Annotated in this window: 16 protein-coding genes and 1 pseudogene; 5 read left to right on the top strand and 12 right to left on the bottom strand. The window is 71.0% G+C overall.

Going from position 1 to position 19,209, the window contains the following annotated elements; genetic code table 11:
* Position 1 precedes the first annotated feature (1 nt).
* Positions 2-370: pseudogene (locus ACGFWI_RS16675) on the top strand (GNAT family N-acetyltransferase); the annotation flags it as partial.
* Between the two features lie 34 nt (positions 371-404).
* Here the strand turns inward: ACGFWI_RS16675 and ACGFWI_RS16670 are convergent.
* From ACGFWI_RS16670 to ACGFWI_RS16625, 10 genes are all read right to left on the bottom strand, one after another.
* Complete coding sequence (locus tag ACGFWI_RS16670) at positions 405-800, bottom strand: cytidine deaminase (RefSeq protein ID WP_393906671.1); 396 nt, start codon at positions 798-800, stop codon at positions 405-407.
* Positions 797-2,089: an ABC transporter permease gene (locus ACGFWI_RS16665; protein ID WP_030981301.1), complete on the bottom strand. Its 1,293-nt coding sequence runs from the start codon at positions 2,087-2,089 to the stop codon at positions 797-799. The genes ACGFWI_RS16670 and ACGFWI_RS16665 overlap by 4 nt, the downstream gene beginning before the upstream one ends.
* Positions 2,086-3,201 carry an ABC transporter permease gene (locus ACGFWI_RS16660; RefSeq protein ID WP_355782582.1) on the bottom strand — a complete coding sequence of 372 codons (1,116 nt, stop codon included), beginning with the start codon at positions 3,199-3,201 and terminating at the stop codon, positions 2,086-2,088. The genes ACGFWI_RS16665 and ACGFWI_RS16660 overlap by 4 nt, the downstream gene beginning before the upstream one ends.
* Positions 3,198-4,877 carry an ABC transporter ATP-binding protein gene (locus tag ACGFWI_RS16655; protein WP_393906670.1) on the bottom strand — a complete coding sequence of 560 codons (1,680 nt, stop codon included), beginning with the start codon at positions 4,875-4,877 and terminating at the stop codon, positions 3,198-3,200. Before ACGFWI_RS16655 ends, ACGFWI_RS16660 begins: the two co-directional genes overlap by 4 nt.
* A gap of 160 nt (positions 4,878-5,037) precedes the next feature.
* Positions 5,038-6,075 (bottom strand): BMP family protein, encoded by a 1,038-nt coding sequence (locus tag ACGFWI_RS16650; RefSeq protein WP_030981298.1) that lies wholly within the window; start codon positions 6,073-6,075, stop codon positions 5,038-5,040.
* Positions 6,076-6,216: 141 nt separating this feature from the next.
* Positions 6,217-7,485, bottom strand: a complete 1,269-nt coding sequence (locus tag ACGFWI_RS16645; protein ID WP_393906669.1) for an amidohydrolase — start codon at positions 7,483-7,485, stop codon at positions 6,217-6,219.
* Positions 7,486-7,624: 139 nt separating this feature from the next.
* Complete coding sequence (locus ACGFWI_RS16640; RefSeq protein WP_393906668.1) at positions 7,625-8,839, bottom strand: hypothetical protein; 1,215 nt, start codon at positions 8,837-8,839, stop codon at positions 7,625-7,627.
* A 28-nt stretch (positions 8,840-8,867) separates the two neighbouring features.
* Complete coding sequence (locus ACGFWI_RS16635) at positions 8,868-9,797, bottom strand: N-acetylneuraminate synthase family protein (protein WP_393906667.1); 930 nt, start codon at positions 9,795-9,797, stop codon at positions 8,868-8,870.
* A gap of 70 nt (positions 9,798-9,867) precedes the next feature.
* The gene (locus ACGFWI_RS16630) at positions 9,868-11,160 is read right to left on the bottom strand and encodes a cytidylyltransferase domain-containing protein (RefSeq protein WP_393906666.1); all 1,293 of its coding nucleotides are present in this window, start codon (positions 11,158-11,160) and stop codon (positions 9,868-9,870) included.
* A gap of 56 nt (positions 11,161-11,216) precedes the next feature.
* On the bottom strand, positions 11,217-12,551 hold the full coding sequence (locus ACGFWI_RS16625) for a DUF6716 putative glycosyltransferase (RefSeq protein WP_393906665.1): 1,335 nt from the start codon (positions 12,549-12,551) through the stop codon (positions 11,217-11,219).
* Between the two features lie 187 nt (positions 12,552-12,738).
* On the opposite strand from ACGFWI_RS16625, the gene ACGFWI_RS16620 reads away from it, so the two are divergent.
* From ACGFWI_RS16620 to ACGFWI_RS16610, 3 genes are read left to right on the top strand one after another with little or no spacing between them, the layout of a single operon-like run.
* Positions 12,739-13,716 carry a glycosyltransferase family 2 protein gene (locus tag ACGFWI_RS16620; RefSeq protein ID WP_393906664.1) on the top strand — a complete coding sequence of 326 codons (978 nt, stop codon included), beginning with the start codon at positions 12,739-12,741 and terminating at the stop codon, positions 13,714-13,716.
* Positions 13,716-15,071: an alpha-2,8-polysialyltransferase family protein gene (locus tag ACGFWI_RS16615; protein ID WP_393906663.1), complete on the top strand. Its 1,356-nt coding sequence runs from the start codon at positions 13,716-13,718 to the stop codon at positions 15,069-15,071. Before ACGFWI_RS16620 ends, ACGFWI_RS16615 begins: the two co-directional genes overlap by 1 nt.
* Positions 15,068-16,222, top strand: coding sequence for an acyltransferase family protein (locus ACGFWI_RS16610; RefSeq protein WP_393906662.1), 1,155 nt, complete (start codon positions 15,068-15,070; stop codon positions 16,220-16,222). Before ACGFWI_RS16615 ends, ACGFWI_RS16610 begins: the two co-directional genes overlap by 4 nt.
* On the opposite strand, the gene ACGFWI_RS16605 is transcribed toward ACGFWI_RS16610, so the two are convergent.
* Complete coding sequence (locus ACGFWI_RS16605) at positions 16,223-16,900, bottom strand: TetR/AcrR family transcriptional regulator C-terminal domain-containing protein (RefSeq protein WP_393906661.1); 678 nt, start codon at positions 16,898-16,900, stop codon at positions 16,223-16,225. It abuts the gene before it with no gap.
* A 38-nt stretch (positions 16,901-16,938) separates the two neighbouring features.
* Between ACGFWI_RS16605 and ACGFWI_RS16600 the strand changes: the two genes are divergently transcribed.
* Positions 16,939-18,510, top strand: a complete 1,572-nt coding sequence (locus tag ACGFWI_RS16600) for an FAD-dependent monooxygenase (RefSeq protein ID WP_393906660.1) — start codon at positions 16,939-16,941, stop codon at positions 18,508-18,510.
* A 49-nt stretch (positions 18,511-18,559) separates the two neighbouring features.
* On the opposite strand, the gene ACGFWI_RS16595 is transcribed toward ACGFWI_RS16600, so the two are convergent.
* Positions 18,560-19,156, bottom strand: coding sequence for a TetR/AcrR family transcriptional regulator (locus ACGFWI_RS16595; protein WP_393906659.1), 597 nt, complete (start codon positions 19,154-19,156; stop codon positions 18,560-18,562).
* Positions 19,157-19,209: the final 53 nt, after the last annotated feature.

Genomic DNA, 19,209 nt, shown 5'->3' with positions numbered 1-19,209 from the left:
GATGTCTGACCTTCGCTTTCAGCCGGACGGCGACGCCCCCCTCAAGGACTGGCAGCACGTCCACAACGTGATCATTCCTACCCACCTCCTTTCGCTGGAGGAGGTACGGGGACGGGCACAGCGCCACCACTTGGAGGTCGCGTATGCCGGTGACGAACTCGTCGGATGCAGCACGGTGCGCCCGCCTGCCGATGACACGCTGACGGTCACGGTGATCGCCCGAGTGCTCGAAGCTCATCGTGGTCAGGGGTTCGGGGAGGAACTCTATGCGCGCGGGCTCAGCCGGGCGCGGGAGCTCGGTGCCGAAGTGATCGAGACCGTCGTCCTGTCCTCCAACGAGGACGGGCTGTGGTTCGCGCAGAAGCACGGGGCCGGATCGGACGGGATCCGGCCACCCTCGTGCGTCAGTCGGCCAGATGCCCCGCCCCGAACGCATCCGGCAGAAGCTCCGACAGCGGGCGGATGCCCGCCGCCGTGTCCACCAGCAGCTCGGGCCCGCCGTGTTCCCACAGCAGCTGGCGGCAGCGCCCGCACGGGACGAGCAGGTCGCCCGCGCCGTCCACGCAGGTGAAGGCGGTCAGCCGGCCGCCGCCGCTCGCGAACAGGGCGGAGACCAGGCCGCATTCGGCACACAGACCGAGGCCGTACGAGGCGTTCTCGACGTTGCAGCCGGTGACGGTGCGGCCGTCGTCCACGAGGGCGGCGGCGCCGACGGGGTAGCGGGAGTACGGGGCGTAGGCCCGGGACATCGCGTCCCGGGCCTGCCGCCGTAGTGCCTCCCAGTCGGGAGCGGTGCTCACTTGCCCTGGCCCCTTCGGTAGATCTTGCCGATGGCCTTCGGGGGCCGCAGTCGCTGGGCGGCCAGCGCGAGCACCAGCAGGGTGGTGATGTACGGGGCGACGCTGACGATCTCCAGCGCGACCGTGTCGGTGGTGGCGTACCAGAGGGCGAGCAGCGCGGCGCAGACCAGGCTGATCACGGCCTGGGTGCGGTAGCCGGTGCGCAGCTTCCACAGCGCGAGGCCGACCAGCAGGACGGCGAGCAGGAGCAGCAGCGCGTGGACGGTGGGGCCGCCGCCGCGCAGCTGGAGCGCGTCCATGAAGCCGAACAGGCCGGCGCCCATGGCGACCCCGCCCGGCCGCCAGTTGCCGAAGATCATGGTGGCGAGGCCGATGTAGCCGCGCCCGCCGGTCTGGCCGTCCTGGTAGATGTGCACGTAGATGGCGAGGAAAGCGCCGCCGAGCCCGGCCAGTGCACCGGAGGCGAGCACCGCAGCGTACTTGTAGCGGTAGACGTTGACGCCGAGCGATTCGGCCGCGATCGGGCCCTCGCCGCAGGAGCGCAGCCGCAGCCCGAAGGAGGAGCGCCACAGGACGAAGAAGGTCAGCACGAAGAGGGCGGCGGTCAGCAGCGTCAGCCAGGAGACGTTGGTGACCAGGGAGCCGCAGATGCCGGCCACGTCGGAGACCAGGAACCAGTGGTGCTGCTCGACGGAGTAGAGCCAGTCGGACAGGCCGGGGACGGTGAACGTCGGCATGTCGGGCATGGGTGGCGACTGCTTGTCGTTGCCGCCGGCCTCCGCGGCCGCGCTGCCGTCCGCGCCGAACCACAGCTTGGCGAGGAACTGGGTCAGTCCGAGCGCCATGATGTTGATGGCGACGCCGGAGATGATGTGGTCGACGCCGAAGGTGACGGTGGCGACGGCGTGCAGCAGTCCGCCGAGCGCGCCGCCGAGGAGGCCGGCCAGCGCCGCGGCCCAGGGCCCGTGCTCCCAGCCGACCGCGCCGGCGGAGAAGGCGCCGAGCATCATCATGCCTTCGAGGCCGATGTTGATGACGCCGGAGCGCTCGGCCCACAGGCCGCCGAGACCGGCCAGGCCGATCGGCACGGCGGCGTTGAGCGCCGCGGTGTACTGGCCCGATTCGGTCAGGTTGTTGGCCCCGGTGATGATCCGCAGCAGGGACAGCAGGATCAGGCTGCCGGCGATGATCAGCAGCACCTTGGGGTAGGTGAGCTTCATCCTGGGGGGCTTGGTCTTGTGCTGGTGGCCGGTGCTCTCCGCGACCGGGGCCGTGAGGTTCGAACTCACGAGGTCACCTCCGCCTTGTCGGTCTTGCGGGCCTGGGCGGCGAGCTTCTCGCCGACCTGCCGCTGCTGGAGTCTGAGGCCGTAGCGGCGGACGAGCTCGTAGGCGATGACGACGCAGAGCACGATGACGCCCTGCATCACGCCGACGATCTCCTGCTCGTAGTCCTCGAATTCGAGCTGGGTGCCGGTGCGTTCGAGGAAGCCCCACAGCAGCGCGCCGGCCGCCATGCCGACCGGGTGGTTGCGGCCGAGCAGCGCGATGGCGATGCCGGTGAAGCCGATGCCGATGGGGAAGTCGGTGCCGTAGTTGTACGAGGTACCGAGCAGCGTCGGCATGCCGATCAGGCCCGCCGCGGCGCCGGACAGCAGCATGGAGGTGACGATCATGCGCTTGACGCTGACGCCGCTGGCCTCGGCCGCCGGCTCGGACTGGCCGACGGTCCGCAGATCGAAGCCGAAGCGGGTGCGGTTGAGGACGAACCAGTACACGAGGCCGACGACGGCGGCGATGACGAGGAAACCGTCGAGGGGCTTGGGGTTGGTGGGGATGGTGAAGAAGTGGCTGGAGGCCGGCAGGTTGGGCGTGTGGAAGAGGTTGCCGTCCTTCTTCGCGAGCCGGCCTTCCTGGAGGAAGTAGCCGATGACCGCGGCCGCGATGGCGTTCAGCATGATCGTGGTGATCACTTCGCTGACGCCGCGGGTGGTCTTCAGCAGACCCGCGATACCCGCCCAGACCGAGCCGACCAGCATCGCGACGAGGATGATCAGCGGGATCTGCAGGAAGCCGGGAAGCGTCAGCGCACCGCCGACCACCGCGGCGAAGAAGGCCGCGATGCGGTACTGGCCGTCGACACCGATGTTGAAGAGGTTCATCCGGAAGCCGATGGCGACGGCGACGGCGGACAGGTAGTACGGGACCGCCTTGTTGATGATCCAGACCTGGCTGTCGCTCTTGGAACCGAAGTCGGCCATCACGGCGTAGGCGTGGAGCGGGTCCTTGCCGGTGAACAGGATGATCACCGAGGTGATGACCAGGGCCGCCACGATGGCGAGGAGGGGGGCGGCGATCCCGAGGATCACCTTCTTCTTGTCGAATCTGGCGAAGGTCTTCACTCGGACTCACCCTCCTCCGCGGGACCCTCGGCGGAGCCCTCGTCAGACACGGACAGGTGGCCGGTAGCGGCGCCGGTCATGGCCGAGCCCAACTCCTCCGGGGTGATGGTGGCGGGGTCCGCGTCCGCGACCAGGCGGCCGCGGTACATGACCCGCAGGGTGTCGGACAACCCGATCAGCTCGTCCAGGTCGGCCGAGATCAGCAGCACGGCCAGCCCTTCGCGGCGCGCCTCGCGGATCTGGTCCCAGATCTGCGCCTGGGCACCGACGTCCACACCCCGGGTGGGGTGCGCGGCGATCAGCAGCTTGGGGCGGTGGCTCATCTCGCGGCCGACGATCAGCTTCTGCTGGTTGCCGCCGGAGAGCGAGGCCGCGGTGACCTCGATGCCGGGGGTGCGGACGTCGTACTCGGCGACGATCCGCTTGGTGTCGGCGCGGGCGGCCTTCAGATCCAGCAGCCGGCCCCTGGCGTTGGGCCGTTCGGTGACGTGCCCCAGGATGCGGTTCTCCCACAGGGGGGCTTCCAGCAGCAGGGCGTGGCGGTGGCGGTCCTCGGGGATGTAGCCGATGCCGTCCTCGCGCCGGGTGCGGGTGGGCGTGTGGCTGATGTCCGTACCGTTCAACACGATGGTGCCGCCGTCGGGGTCGCGCATGCCCATGATGGCCTCGACCAGTTCGGCCTGGCCGTTGCCCTCCACGCCCGCGATGCCCAGCACTTCGCCCTTGTGGATGGTCAGCGACACCTCGTCCAGGACGGAGCGCGCCACCCCCTCAGCGTCAGTGGAGACCAGGCCCAGCCCGTGGACCTTCAGCATCTCCACGTCGGTGACGGTGGACTCGCGGGTCTGCGGCGACGGCAGCTCGCTGCCGACCATCAGCTCGGCGAGCTGCTTGGGCGTGGTCTCGCTGGGGACGACGGAGGCGACGGTGGTGCCGCGCCGGATGACGGTGATGTCGTCGGCGACCGAGAGCACCTCGCCCAGCTTGTGGGAGATGAAGATGACGGTCAGGCCCTCGGCCTTGAGCTCCCGCAGATTGTCGAAGAGCGCGTCGACCTCCTGCGGGACCAGGACCGCCGTCGGCTCGTCGAGGATGAGGGTGCGGGCGCCGCGGTAGAGGACCTTGAGGATCTCCACGCGCTGGCGGTCGGCGACGCCGAGGTCCTCGACGAGGACGTCGGGGCGGACACCGAGGCCGTAGCGGTCGGAGATCTTGAGGATCTCGGCGCGGGCCTTGCCGCCGATGCCGTGCAGTTTCTCGCCGCCGAGAACGACGTTCTCCAGGACGGTGAGGTTGTCGGCGAGCATGAAGTGCTGGTGCACCATGCCGATGCCGCGGGCGATGGCGTCGGCCGGGCTGTGGAAGCTGACCTGTTCGCCGTCGATGCGGATGGTGCCCTCGTCCGGCTTCTGCATGCCGTAGAGGATCTTCATCAGCGTGGACTTGCCCGCGCCGTTCTCGCCGACGAGCGCATGCACGGTGCCGCGGCGGATGGTGATGTCGATGTCGTGATTGGCGACAACGCCCGGGAACCGCTTGGTGATCCCGCGGAGTTCCACCGCCGGTGCTGCGGCGGGGGCGCTGTCTGCCTGGGAGCTGCTGGACGCTTTGATGGCGCACTCTCCTCGGGGGACAGGGAGTGAAGGAGGAGCGGGGAGGTGACGATATCGCGCCAACTCCGCGCTACGCGCGTAGTGTCGGCGCCGAAAAAAGCCGGCAGGGCTGCCGGGTCGCCCCGGCGAACGGGCCCGGGGGGGGGGGGGGGGGGGGGCCCCCCCGGGCCCCCCCCCCCCCCCGGGGGGGGGGGGGCCCCCCCCCCCCGGGCCCGGACGAGCCCTACTGCTTGGTGGGGGTGTCGCTGACCTTCACCTGGCCCGACGCGATCTTCTTCTTCGCCGCGTCGATCTTGCCCTGGATGTCGTCGATGAAGCCGCCCGAGGTGGACAGCCGCACGCCGTTGTCCTTGAGGGTGTAGCTCTTGTTGCCGGTCAGCGGCTTCTTGTCCTTGACGCTCTTGACGAGGTCGTAGACCGCCACATCGACGTTCTTCATCACCGAGGTGAGGATCGAGCTCTTGTACTGGGTCAGACCCGGCTGCAGGTACTGGTCGGAGTCGACGCCGATCGCCCAGGTGCCCTTCTTGCCGGCGACCGTCTCGATCGAGCCGTTGCCGGACTGGCCGGCCGCGGTGTAGATGACGTCGATGCCGGCGTCGAGCATGCCCTTGGCCTTGCCCTTCGCGGCGGCCGGGTCGTTGAAGCCCTTGTCGTCGTTGGCGTAGAGGTACTCGGAGGTGATCTTGGCCTTCTTGTCGGTGTCCCGGACGCCCTGCTCGAAGCCGGCCTGGAACTTCTGGATCAGCGCGTTGTTCACGCCGCCGATGAAGCCGACCTTGTGGGTCTTGCTCTTCAGCGCGGCGGCGACACCGGCGAGGTAGGAGCCCTCGTGCTCGGCGAAGACCATGCCGTAGACGTTCTTGGCCTGGGAGGGGGAGTCGACCACACCAAAGGTGGTGTCCGGGTAGTCCTTGGCGACCTTGTTGACTGACTTGCCGTAGTTGAAGCCGACGCCGATGACGGGGTTGAAGCCCGCCTCGGCCAGCGAGGACAGCCGCTGCTCGCGGTCCGCCTCGGTCTCACCGTTCTTGGCGGTCATCATCTTGGACTTCACGCCGAGGTCCTTCTCGGCCTTGTCCACGCCACGGGCCGCCGCCTCATTGAACGAGTGGTCGTCCCGGCCGCCGACGTCAAAGGCGAGTCCGACGCCCTTGTTCTTGCCACCGGACTCGGTGGACGACTCACCGCAGGCGCTCAGCGAGACAGTGAGGGCCGCGGTGGCGATGCCCGCGGCAACGATCTTGGATACCCGGCGCACGTGGGGCCCCTTCGACTCGTAGCGCCTCCGTCGGCGCTGATTCCGCGGCATCGTAACGCGCGTAGATGCCAGAAATAGGGGACGTCTGAAGCCGTTATCGGATCGTCGCGAACGGACGCTGACGGCCACCACTACCTGGGGTTACGACGGGGCGGCAGCAAGCAGCGCCGCAGCGGTGAAGAGTTCGACGCCTACCTTGATCGCCTGCTCGTCCACATCGAAGTCGCCACGGTGCAGATCCCGGCGCGTGGCCTCGGCGGGCGGGTGGACGCCGAGGCGGGCCATCGCGCCCGGGACATGTTCGAGGTACCAGGAGAAGTCCTCGCCGCCGAGGGACTGCTCGGTGTCCTCGATGGCGCCCTCACCACGGCGGGCGGCCATTGCGGAGTGCAGCAGCTGGACGGTGACCGGCTCGTTGACCACCGGCGGCACCCCGCGGACGTAGGTGATCTGCGACTTCGCGCCGTGCAGCGCGGCCACCTCGTCGATCGCGGCATGCACCAGGTCCGGGGCCTTGCGCCAGGCGTCGAGATCGAGACAGCGGACCGTGCCGGAGAGTTCGGCGTGCTGCGGGATCACATTGCAGGCGTGGCCCGACGCCAGACGGCCCCAGGTGACGGCGAGACCGGCACGGGCGTCGACCCGGCGGGACAGCAGCGCCGGTACGTCCACGGCGACCCGGGACGCGGCGGTGACCATGTCGGTGGTCAGGTGCGGGCGGGCGGTGTGGCCGCCGGGGCCGTCCAGCTCGACCTCCAGACGGTCGCAGGCCGAGGTGATCGCTCCCGCACGGAGCCCGATCCGGCCGGCGTCGACACGCGGGTCGCAGTGCACGGCGAGGATCCGGCCGACGCCCTCCAGGGCGCCGGACTCGATCGCGTCGGAGGCGCCGCCCGGCAGCACCTCCTCAGCGGGCTGGAAGATCAGCCGCACGGGGCGCGGCAGGGCGCCGGCGCGGGCCAGCTCGGCCAGGACCAGACCGGCACCGAGGACGACGGAGGTGTGCACGTCGTGGCCGCAGGCGTGCGCGCGGCCGGGGACCGTCGAGGCGTAGTCGACGGTCTTGGTGTCCGGGATGGGCAGGGCGTCGATGTCCGCGCGCAGGGCCAGCAGGGGGCGGTCGGGGGCCGTGGCGAGCGCCCGTCCGTCGGCCGTGGCGTCCGGGGTGCCGATGTCACAGATCAGGCCGGTGCCGATGGCCAGTACCCGGGGCCGCAGACCGGCTCGCTCCAGCCGTTCCTTGAGCGCCGCGGTGGTCCGGAACTCCTGGTTGCCGAGCTCGGGGTGCCTGTGCAAGTCGCGTCGGAAGAGGCCGAGTTCGGCGCGCAGCGCCTCGGGGAGGGAGCCGGGGAGCTGGTCCCCGGCGGGAGTACGGGCGGCGCCGGCATCGCGGGAGATCGAGTGGTTCACCCGTGGAAGGTTACGGGCCTCGATGGGGCAACTGTCCTTCGATCAACAAAAGTTCAGCCCGTTAGGGGAAGAAAATCTAGGCCGCTCGGCGCATGGACGGTTTATGCGACGGGTATGCAGTAAGGCTTCCCGCGCTCGTTCACCCGGTGGCCATCCGCTGGGTGAACGGCAGTCGCTGCACGTCGCGGGCGGTGCCGGTGACCCCGTCGAGGAAACCCTGGGCGCGCGGTGAGGCGTGGGCCGTCAGCCACTCCGGGTCGATGTCACAGACCGCGACCTTGACCTCGGTGCCCAGCAGAGCGAGCGGCAGGGTGTGCACGACGGTGGAGGGGAAGCTGAGGATCAGCCGTCCGATGGGGCCGCGCCGGGCGATCAGTTCGAGTGGCAGATCGGGGCGGACGATCTCCAGGCCGGTCTCCGCGACGAGCCGGCGCAGCTTGTCGGTGCTCTCCTTGCGGTGGGCGAAGTAGCGGGTGGCGCCGTGCGCACGGGCCAGCGTGCGGACCGCCGCCAGATAGCGTTCGTCGTCCACGACTCCGGTCTCCACCAGCGAGGTGCCGACGATGTCCGCGGCGCGGGTGAGCCGGGGCGGGCCGAAGCGGCCGCGGGTCCAGGCGAACTCGTTGGTGATGACCTCGACGCCCGGCGGTGCCTCGACGGGCATCGAGCTGAACAGGCCGACGGTGCGCCGGCCGCCCTCGGGTGCCGGGGTGAGCCGGCGCCGGGCGGTGGCCGAGAACGGCGCGAAGACCAGGTCCCGCGGGCCGCGCCCGCTGCCGTTGCGGTGCCAGCGCACCAGCCGTTCACCTCGGGCGAGTTGGGAGATGAACTCCATGGTGGCGGTGCCGTCGTCGACCACGACCAGATCGCGCGCCTTGGTGAGGGTGAGCAGCAGCTGGACGTAGCGGGAGAACGGGTCGCCGATGACGATGCGACGGGCGCGGCGCAGCAGCGGGGTGAGCCCGCCGACGGTGCGCATGGGTGCGGCCGGGCCGCCGCGGGCCTCTTCCCAGCGCACCGCATGGCCTTCGTCGCGGGCGAGTTCGGCCATCCGGCGCAGCTGGCCGCGGGTCATCGGGTCCTGCGGGGAGAGCACGACGACGGTGAGCTCGGTGGCCTGTGCCGTGTGCGCCCATTCCAGGACGTTCAGCAGCTGCACCGGGCTCTCGACGAACGCGAGGGTGGTGCCCCGGGGAGTGGCGGCGTTCGGGCCGGCACCGGCGCGTGCGGTCCGGTTGCGCTGCCGCGGCACCCCCAGGAGACGACGGGCGGGAGTACCCGTCGTCTCCTGGGGCGGGACCCCGGCGCCGGGCGTGACGGACCCGGCGCGGGTCCCTTCAGGTGAGCTCACCATCGTTCCCGTCGGTTCGTCGGCCCGGCCGTCAGACCGCCGCCGGCTCGGCGCCGGCCTCGGTCTCGGCCACCACGCCGGCGACGCGGCGCAGCTTCTTCATCGGGCCGAGCTCGCTCTCGTAGACCTTCTTGACGCCGTCACCGAGGGACTCCTCGATGGTGCGGATGTCACGGACCAGGCGGGTCAGGCCGCCGGGCTCGACGGAGGCGGCCTGGTCGGAGCCCCACATCGCGCGGTCGAGGGTGATGTGGCGCTCGACGAAGGTGGCGCCGAGGGCGACCGCGGCGAGGGTGGTCTGCAGACCGGTCTCGTGGCCGCTGTAGCCGATCGGGACGTTGGGGTACTCGTCCTGCAGGGTGTTGATCATCCGCAGGTTGAGCTCCTCGGCCTTGGCCGGGTAGGTGCTGGTGGCGTGGCAGAGCAGGATGTTCTCGCTGCCCAGGACCTCGACGGCGTGCCGGATCTGCTTGGGGGTGGACATGCCCGTCGAGAGGATGACGGTGCGGCCGGTGGCGCGCATGGCACGCAGCAGGTCGTCGTCGGTGAGCGAGGCGGAGGCGACCTTGTAGCAGGGCACGTCGAACTTCTCCAGGAAGGCGACGGACTCGACGTCCCACGGGGAGGCGAACCAGGCGATGCCGCGCTTCTTGCAGTACTCGTCGATGGCGCGGTAGCCGTCCTCGTCGAACTCCACACGGTGGCGGTAGTCGATGTAGGTCATCCGGCCCCAGGGGGTGTCACGCTCGATGTCCCACTGGTCGCGCGGGGTGCAGATCTCCGGGGTCCGCTTCTGGAACTTCACCGCGTCACAGCCGGCGTCGGCGGCGGCGTCGATCAGCGCGAACGCGTTCTCCAGGTCACCGTTGTGGTTGATGCCGATCTCGCCGGTGACGTAGACGGGGCGGCCGGGGCCGGCCTCGCGGGAACCGAGGGTGCGGAGGCGGGAGTTGCTGCTCATGGGGAGGATTCCTTCGTGTCGATCAGGGGGTGTGCGGGTTGATCAGGGTTGTGCGGGGGGTCTGGGTGGGTTACAGGGACGGGCCCAGGAGCCAGGCGGCGATCTCTCGGATCGCGCCGCTGCCTCCGGGCGTCGCGGTGACCGCGCGGGCCGCGCCGCGCACCACGTCGTGGGCCCCGGAGACCGCGACGGGCCAGCCGACGAGGTCGAAGCACGGGAGGTCGTTGACGTCGTTGCCGACGTAGAGCACGCGCTCGGGCGCGATGCCCGCTTCCTCGCACCACTGCTTGAGGGCGAGGTCCTTGCGGTCGATGCCGTGCAGGACGGGCACCCGCAGCTTGCGGGCCCGTGCGGCGACGACCGGGTTGGTCTCCGTGGACAGGATCAGCAGCTTCAGCTCCGCCTTGCGCAGGGCGGCGATGCCGAGGCCGTCGCCGCGGTGCACCGCGACGATCTCCCGTCCGTCGGCGTCGATCAGCACCCGGTCGTCCGTCTGGGTGCCGTCGAAGTCGAGGACGACGGCGTCGATGTCGTCGAGGGTGGGGAGGGCGCCGGGCCGCGGGGCGTCCAGCAGCGGCGCGAGCGCGCGGGCGCGGGCCAGGTCGTGCGGATCGTCGATCTCCAGCACCCGGGCGGGGTCGGTACGGACCAGCTCGGTGCGGCCGAAGAAGCGGTGGCCGGCGGCGCGGAAGCCGGTCGCGTCCATGGCGTAGGCGGCGCCGGTCTCCAGCAGGTCCTGGGGGCGGTCCTGGCGGCGCGGCCGGAAGGACTTGTCGTGGTTGACGCCGTAGCCGCCGGCGGTGGTGACGGGGGCCGGGGCGGTGACGACGGGCTGCGCGGGGACCGTGGCGCCCGCGGGCCGCTCGGCGGGAGCCGGGCTCACCCCCGCGTCATCGGCGGCATCGCGCCAGACGAAGCCGTGGAACGGTGCCACGGTCAGCGCGCTGTCGGCGCCGCCCTCGACGACCGCGGCGGCCACCGAGTCGATGTCCTCGCGGACGATGAACGGGCTGGTGCACTGGACCAGCAGCACCGCGTCGACCCGGGTGCCGTGCTCGCCCTCGTAGGCGTCCATGGCGTGCAGCACGGCGGCCTCGCTGGTGGCGGTGTCGCCCGCGATGTCGCCGGGGCGCCGTACGACGACCGCTCCGGCGCCGCGGGCCGCGGCCGCGATCCCGGCGTCGTCGGTGGACACCACGACGTCGGTGACCAGGCGGGCGGCGCGGCATTCGCGGACCGCGCGGGCCACCAGGGGCACTCCCCCGACGGCGGCGAGGTTCTTGGCGGGCACGCCCTTGGATCCGCCGCGGGCGGGGATCACGGCAACCACGGTCGGCGGGCTGCTCTGTGGGGTCGGCGGCATTTCGGGCTCCTTCCGGGGGCCGTGCGGGCTCCGGGGGCTGGCGGGCGGCGGGAGGGTCACAGCTGCCCCCAGCGGCGGATGGCGGGGGCGACGCGCTGGACGCCGTGGCGGTAGGCGCCGCGGGCGGCCTCGCGGACCGTCTCGCGGGCGACCCGGCGCAGTCCGCCGGTCTCCTCGGGGGCGTCCGCGTAGCCGGCGACCGGCTCGCCGTGCGGGTCCAGGCCGTGCCGGGCGAGGAGGCCGGGGAGGTAGCCGGGGGCGGTGCGGGGTGTGTAGTACGGGGTGATCGGCGGCAGCCGGTCGGCGGTGCGCAGCTCGGTGACCCGGGCGCGGGCGGCGTCGAAGGCCCGCTCGTAGTCCCCGTCGGCGGCGACGCCCTGCCGGGCGAGCCAGTGGGCGTCGGGCTCCGGGCGGTGCCCGGCGTCCAGCTCGTCCCAGGAGGCGAGGCAGCCGGAGCCGAGGAAGTGGTGATTGCCGAGGACCTCGCGGATGCCGAGGTCGGTGAGGACGGCGGTGGGGATACCGCGGTGCAGCGACTCCAGGGCGGCGGTCGAACTGACCGTCACCATCAGGTCCGTGCGGTCCAGGACCTCGCCCATGTTGCCGTACACCAGGCGGCAGTTGGCGGGCAGGCCGCCGGCGGCCTTGCCGGCGAGCTTCTGGTAGGGCAGTTCCTCGATATGGGTGGTGTGCTCGCCCGGCTTGCTGCGGAGCTTGATCAGCACCTCGCGGTCCGGGTGCCGGCGGGCGTGCTCCACGGCCCGGCGCAGCAGGTACGACCGGTCCGCGCGGCTCTCCGGGACGGAGGGCTGGGCGGCGAACACCACGGTGTAGGGGTCACGCGCGCCGGTGGCGCTCTCGCCGCGGTAGCGCGCGCCGCCGAGGAACGGCAGGGCGCACTCGACGACGCTGCCGCCGTCGGCTCCGACCCCGCGGTAGACCTCGCGGAACCGGTCCGCGTCGTGCCGGGAGTTGGCGAGGACGACATCAGCGCCGTGCCGCAGCAGCAGCCCGTCAGCGAGCTTCTCGTAGACCACGCCGACATAGCCGGTGACGACGACGGGGCGGCGTTCGGCACGCTGCCAGGCGCGGGCGAGGCCGTGCAGCATCGCCTGCACCGCACCACCGACACAGGCCAGCACGACGACGTCGTAGCGCGTACGGTCGATGGACCGCACGAAGTCGACGCCCCTGATTTCGCGCAGCGAGTCCGCGCGGGCGCCGACCTCGTCGAGCTGGCGGACCGTGGGAGTGGCGCGGCCGCGGAGAAGGTAGCCGTCGAGGCGGATGTCCGATTGGATTCGGTACGCTGTCAAAGCGCCCCATTTCCATCGGGTATCCGAGTCGGCGAGTACGGCGACCCGCGGCGAAGAGCTGGTACGTGATGGCACGTCCAAGACGCTAGGAAGCCATTCCGTTTGGCGGGCCAACTGGGACGCAACAAAGGGTTAACAGCGGGTCGACGAATGACTAACCGGCTCGATTGTCGGCCTGGTTAACCATCCCGACATTCTTCGTTCACCTTGAGGTCCGCACCCGGTAAAGACGAATGCCGCCTCCGCGCCTAACGTCACCCAGGTGGTTAAGCTCTCCGTCATCGTGCCGTTCTACAACGTGCAGACATACGCGCCCGACACCCTGAAAAGCCTGGCGGCCAACGCCCGCGAGGACTTTGAATTCCTGCTCGTCGACGACTGTTCCCGCGACGAGACCCCGGAGATTCTCGCGCGCGCCGAGCGCGAGCTGCCGGGCGCCAGACTCCTGCGGCACGAACAGAACGGCGGCCTGGCCACCGCCCGGAACACCGGCCTGGACGAGGCCCGCGGCGAGTACGTCACCTTCCTGGACGGCGACGACTGGCTCGCCCCCGGCTACTACCCGGAACTCCTCCGCAACATCGAGGAGTTGGGATGTGACTTCGTCCGTACCGACCATGTCCAGTGCACCGCCCGCACGCGCACCGTCCACCGTGTCCCGCACGGCCGGCGCGGGGTGGTGATGGACCCGCGCGAGGTGATCCTGCCCGCCGACCGCTCCACCTCCGTCGACTACGCCTTCGCCTGGGCCGGGATGTACCACCGCCGGCTGCTGGACGAGGGGGTGCTGCATTTCCGGGACGGGCTGCGTACCGCGGAGGACCGCCCGTGGATCTGGCGGCTGCACCGCGAGGCGAAGTCCATGGCGGTGGTCGGGCTGCTCGGGGTTTTCTACCGGCGCGGAGTGGCGTCCTCACTGACCCAGATCGGGGATGTGCGGCAATTGGACTTCATTCGCGCCTTCGATCAGGTGATCGAGGAAACGGCTCAGGACCGCAATGCTGATCTTCTGCTGCCGAAGGCGGTGCGCACGTATTGCGCGATCATTTCCCACCATCTCGGTTCGATCGAACGTTTCGAACCGCAGGTCGCCCGTAAATTGCGCTCGATGAGCGCCGCGGCCATGAAACGCATGCCGCAGGACGTACTGAAGGAAGCCCTGGATTCGATGGATGTGCAGCGCGCGTCCCGGCTGCGGCGGCTGCGCCGTCGCCCCGTCCCGGCGGAGGTCGCCGCCTGATGTCCACCCGACCGCGTACCCAGATCTTCGTGGCGTCCACGCTCTACGGTGCGGCGACGCTCGCCGCCGCACTGGACGCCGACTGCTTCGCACCGGCCGACCGCCGGCTGCTGCTGCTCAGCAACAACGCGACGACCCCGGAGACCACCGCGTCGCTGGACACCATGCCCGGCTTCGAGCGGCTGCGCGGCCGCTTCGACGGGGTGCTGTCGTGGAACGAGACGATCAGCCCGTTCCACCCCGGCGGCTGGTCGCCGCGCCCGGACGACGTCCCGCTGTGGGAGCGGCATCTGCGGCTGCTGTGGGGCCTGGGCGACGACCACATCGAGCTGGTCGTGGAGTCCATCCAGGTCAACCCGGCGCTGGCGATCGCCCAGCTGTTCCCGGACGCGCCGATCGACGTCTACGCCGACGGGCTGATGAGCTACGGGCCCACCCGCAATAAGCTCGACCCGCTGGTCGGCACCCGTATCAACCGGCTGCTGCATCTGGATCTGGTGCCGGGCCTGATGCCGCTGCTGCTCACCGAGTTCGACGTCCGGCCGCAGACCGTGCCGACCGATGCCTTCACCAAGGTGCTGGCCGAACTCTCCGACGTCAGTGGCGAGGTGGCGGTCCCGGAGGGCGCCGCGCTGCTGCTCGGCCAGTACCTCTCCGCGCTGGGCATCCTCACCCCCGAGGAGGAAGAGGAGCTGCATGTGCGGATGGTGCGCGGCGCCGCCGAGCGCGGCCACCGCGAGATCGTCTTCAAACCGCACCCGTCCGCGCCGGCCCGCTGGTCGCGGCTGCTGGAGCGGGAGGCCGAGAAGCTGGACATCACGCTGACCGTGCTGGACAGCCCGGTGCTGGCCGAGGTGCTCTACCAGCGGATGCGGCCCGCGCTGGTCGTCGGCTGCTTCTCCACCGCGCTGCTGACGGCGGCCACGTTCTACGGTCTGCCGACCGCGCGGGCCGGCACCGGTCTGCTGCTGGAGCGGCTCACGCCGTACCAGAACAGCAACCGGATCCCGGTCACCATCGTCGACGCGCTGGTGCCCGACCTGGGGGACCGCAGCGAGCGTCCGCGCGCCTTCGCCACCGCCGAGAGCATCGAGGGCCTGATCACCGCGGTCGGCTATGCGATGCAGCACCAGATCTATCCGCAGCTGCGGCCGGCCGCCGAGCGCTATCTCGCGGCCCACCTCGACCAGGTCACCTGGCGCTACTTCAAGCGCCGCCGGCTGACCGCGCTGGCGCTGCCCGGCGCGCTTCCGTCCCAGCTGTCGTTCCTTCCGCGCAATGCCACCGTCCGCCGGGTCGCGCGGCGTGCGCGTGCGGTGCAGCGGCGGCTGAAGAAGCGGGCCGCGTTCGGATGAGCACGCCCCAACTGACGACCGACGCACCGCCCGTCGCGCCGGATCTCGTCGCCACTGCCCCGAAGCCTGCAATACGGGGGCGCAGCCGCGGCGGTTCGTCGCGGCTGCGCGCCCTGGACGGGCTGCGGCTGCTCGCCGCGCTGATGGTCGCCGCGTACCACTACGGCGGGCGCAACGGCGAGATATCGCAGGCCTGGGGCGGTTCGCCGGCCCATCAATTCCCCACCGCCGCGCCCCTGTTCGCCTACGGCTGTCTGGGCGTGCAGATCTTCTTCGTGATCAGCGGCTTTGTGATCTGCCTGAGCGGCTGGGGCCGGACGCTGCGCGCGTTCATCGCCTCCCGGATCTCCCGCCTCTATCCGGCGTACTGGGCCGCGGTCCTTCTGATCACCCTGGTCTTCGCGCTCCCCTGGGTCGCCTACAAGGCGCTGCCGCCCAGCGAGGTGCTGACCAATCTGACCATGCTGCAGCAGCCGTTGGGCGTGCACCGGGTGCTCGGGGTGTGCTGGACCCTCTGGGCGGAGATGCGCTTCTACGCCCTCTTCGCGCTCTGTGTCGTCCTGCCCGGCGCCACCCGCGGCCGGGTGGTGCTCTTCTGTGCGGGCTGGACGCTGGCCGCCGCGCTCGCGCAGGCCGCGCACCAGCCCTTCCTCGACACGGTCCTGATGCCCGAGTACGCCCCGTTCTTCATCGGCGGGGTGGGCCTGTATCTGCTGCACCGCTATGGCGCCCGCGATCCGATCGCCTGGGCGATAGTGCTGGTCAGCTGGCTGATCGGCCAGCATTACGCGGTCGCCGGGCTGTGGCACGCGCCGTCGGCCACCGCGTTCTCCTACCGCTCGACGGCCGCCATCATCGCCGTCGTCACCCTCGGCTTCGCCCTGGTCGCGGCGGTCGCGCTGGGCAAGCTGCAGTGGGCGAACTGGCGTTGGCTGACCGTGGCCGGCGCGCTGACCTACCCGTTCTACCTCGTGCACGAGCATCTGGGCTGGGTCGTGGTGCGGGCGCTGCACCACGGCGTCGGACTGCCCTCGTATGCGACGCTGGCGCTGACCGTCGGGCTGATGCTGCTGCTCGCGTGGGTGCTGCACCGCTTCGTCGAGCGTCCGCTGACGCCCGCGTTGAGGCGGTCGATCGACCCGCGGCGCTGATCAGTCCGCCGCGTCCGGGCCCACGGTGGCCGCGATCCCGGCCACGATGATGCGCAGCCCGGCCTCGAAGCCCTGCTCGATGTCGCCGAACAGCTCCTGGCCGGCCAGCGCCGCGAGGGGAAAGTCCGCGCCGAGGCGCCGCTCGCGGTCGGCCAGGTCGTAGGCCGGGTCGCGGGTATCCGGCTGTCCGGGCACCGGGTGGACCGACTGCTCCTCGATCACCAGGCCCACGGTGTAGTTGTACGCCGTCCACCAGGCCCGCGCTGCGCCGCGCAGGGTGAAGCCCGCCTCGGTGAACTGGCTCATCATGCCGTTGAGCGGCCCGGCGTAGCTCTCGTCGGTCATCCGCGTGCCGCTGAAGACCTTGCCGCCGTCGCGGTAGCCGAGCAGCTCGCGGCGCATTCCCCGGCAGGCGGCGAGGAGCGTTTCCTGCCAGGTGCCGTCGAGCGGACCCTGGCCGGCTCCCCCGGTCACCAGCGATCCGGACATCCGCCGGAACATCTCGGTGGCCATCTCGTCCAGCAGCTCCTGCTTGTTCTTGAAGTGCCAGTACAGCGCGGGGGCCTGGACGTTCAGCTCCTTGGCGATACGCCGCAGGGTGAGCCCGTCGAGGCCCACCTCGTTCAGTAGCCGCAGGGCGGTTTCCACCACGAGGTTCCGGTCAAGTTTCGATGCCACGTTGACAACTTAACACCGTTAAGGCCATTCTCGGAACCATGGAACTTAACAACGTTAAGGACGTTTTCGACGCCCCCCTGCCCGACGACGGCGCGGCCGTCGACGTACTCATCGCCGGCGCGGGCCCGACCGGCCTCGCTCTGGGCATCGACCTCGCCCGCCGTGGTGTGCGCACCCTGATCGTCGAGCGGCAGGACCGCCTCTCCCCCGGCGCCCGCGGCACCGGCCTGCAGCCGCGCACCCAGGAGGTCTACGACGACCTCGGGGTGCTGGACGCCGTGCGGGCGGCCGGCGGCCTCTACCCGAAGATGGCCCGCTGGGAGAACGGCCGGATCGCCGAGGTCAGCGAGATGATCGAGCGGGTCGACCCGACGCCCGCCATCCCGCATGCAAACACCCTGATGGTGCCGCAGTTCCGCAATCAGGAGCTGCTGTACGAGCGGCTGCTGGAGCTCGGCGGCGAGGTGCTCTTCCGCACCGAACTCACCGCATTCGACCAGGACTCCGCCGGTGTGACGGCCCGTCTGCGCCACGCCGACGGGGCGGAGCGCACCGTGCACGGCGCCTATCTGGTCGCCGCCGACGGCGGGCGCAGCACCGTACGCAGGGCGCTGGGTACCAAGATGAGCGGCCCGTCGCTGGAGCCGGTCGCCGTGGTGCTCGCCGACGTCCGGGTGGACGGACTCGACCGGGACCACTGGCACCGCTGGTTCCTGCCGCAGGGCGGGTTCGCCGCCCTCCTTCCGCTGGCCGGCACCGACCACTTCCAGGCCCTCGTCGCGGCCCCCAGCGATTCCCCGGACACCTCTCCCGAGGCGGTCCGTGCCCTGCTCGCGCTCCACACCCACCTCGGCGCCGAGCAGATCCGCGAGGTCCTGTGGTCCTCCCTCTTCCGCCCCAAGGCGGGCATGGTGGACGCCTACCGCACCGGCCGGGTCTTCCTGGCCGGCGATGCCGCGCACATCCACTCCCCGGCGGGCGGCCAGGGCCTGAACACCAGCGTCCAGGACGCCTACAACCTCGGCTGGAAGCTCGGCCAGGTGCTGCGGCACGGCGCCCCCGACACCCTGCTCGACACCTATGAGGCCGAGCGCCGCCCGATCGCCGCGCGCATCCTGGACACCAGCACCCGGCTCCACCGCTCCGGTGACCTGCGCCGCGGCCGCGATCTGCACCAGCTCGACATCGGCTACCCCGAGAGCCCGCTGACGCAGGAGCTGCGCGGGGACCTCGCCGAGGGCACACCCGTCGCGGGCGACCGGGCCCCCGACGCCCCGTGCAGTACGGCCGACGGCAAGCCCACCCGGCTCTTCGACGCCTTCCGGGGCCCGCACTTCGCCCTGCTCGACCTGGGCGGCACCGGCATCGACGACAGTGCGCTGCCCGCCGATCCGGCCCTGCTGCGCCTCGTCCGCGTCGGCGGCCCGGCCCCCGATCTGATCGACACCGACGGCCATATCCGCGACGCCTACGGCCCCGGCCCCGCCGTCCTCCTCATCCGCCCCGACGGCTATCTCGCCCTCGCCGCACCGGCGAAGGACGCGACGGCGCAGATCACCGCGGCCCTCGGGACCTACCTCGGCGCGGGCACGGCAGCGGCGGCCCGGTGAACACCGCCGGCCGGCACAGCGGACCGGCCGGCGGTCACATCCCCACCGGTCACGGCCCCACCCCCGCGGCGGTGAGCAGCGTCTGCGCCTCGTCGCGGGCCTGACCGATCGGGTCGGGGAAGATACCCAGGCCATAGGCGACCAGGGCCCCTTCGTGAAGGAGCATCAGCGCCCGGCCCAGCCGGCCGGCATCGGGGGCGGCGGCCCTGACGAGATCGGTGAACAGCGCCAGCATCCACTGCTTTTGCGCGGCGATGATCGCGTACGCGGGGTGGGCGGGATCGCTGATCTCGGCGTGGGCGTTGACCATGCTGCACCCCTTGGCGCTGTGCCGTGCCGACCAGGCGCGCGAGGCGTCGAAGACCGCCAGGACCCCCGCCGCCGGCGACGGCCGCGCGGCGTCGAGGTACGGCGCGAGAAAGGCCCGCCAGCGTTCATCGCGGTCCGCGAGGTACTCCACGACGATCTGCTCCTTGGAGCCGAACCGGTCGTAGAGGGTCTTCTTCGTCACCCCGGCCTCGGCCGCGATCAGATCGACGCCGACGGCATGGATGCCGCGCTCGTAGAACAGCCGCTCGGCGGCCGCCAGGGCGCGTCGCGCGGCAGGCGTCATGGTGATCCGTCGAGGCTTCTCCGAAGTACCCATGGTCAAAAGTATACCGATCTGTATAGTGAAAGGAGAGGTATACAGATCGGTCT

The organism is Streptomyces sp. NPDC048434, from assembly GCF_043200375.1.
Taxonomy (GTDB): domain Bacteria; phylum Actinomycetota; class Actinomycetes; order Streptomycetales; family Streptomycetaceae; genus Streptomyces.
This window is presented reverse-complemented; position numbering and strand designations above follow the sequence as displayed.

Coding starts and splice junctions, on each gene's coding strand:
- ACGFWI_RS16640 (WP_393906668.1), bottom strand. CDS start 8,839: ATGGTGAGCTCACCTGAAGGGACCCGCGCCGGGTCCGTCACGCCCGGC.
- ACGFWI_RS16635 (WP_393906667.1), bottom strand. CDS start 9,797: ATGAGCAGCAACTCCCGCCTCCGCACCCTCGGTTCCCGCGAGGCCGGC.
- ACGFWI_RS16630 (WP_393906666.1), bottom strand. CDS start 11,160: ATGCCGCCGACCCCACAGAGCAGCCCGCCGACCGTGGTTGCCGTGATC.
- ACGFWI_RS16615 (WP_393906663.1), top strand. CDS start 13,716: ATGTCCACCCGACCGCGTACCCAGATCTTCGTGGCGTCCACGCTCTAC.
- ACGFWI_RS16610 (WP_393906662.1), top strand. CDS start 15,068: ATGAGCACGCCCCAACTGACGACCGACGCACCGCCCGTCGCGCCGGAT.
- ACGFWI_RS16600 (WP_393906660.1), top strand. CDS start 16,939: ATGGAACTTAACAACGTTAAGGACGTTTTCGACGCCCCCCTGCCCGAC.
- ACGFWI_RS16595 (WP_393906659.1), bottom strand. CDS start 19,156: ATGGGTACTTCGGAGAAGCCTCGACGGATCACCATGACGCCTGCCGCG.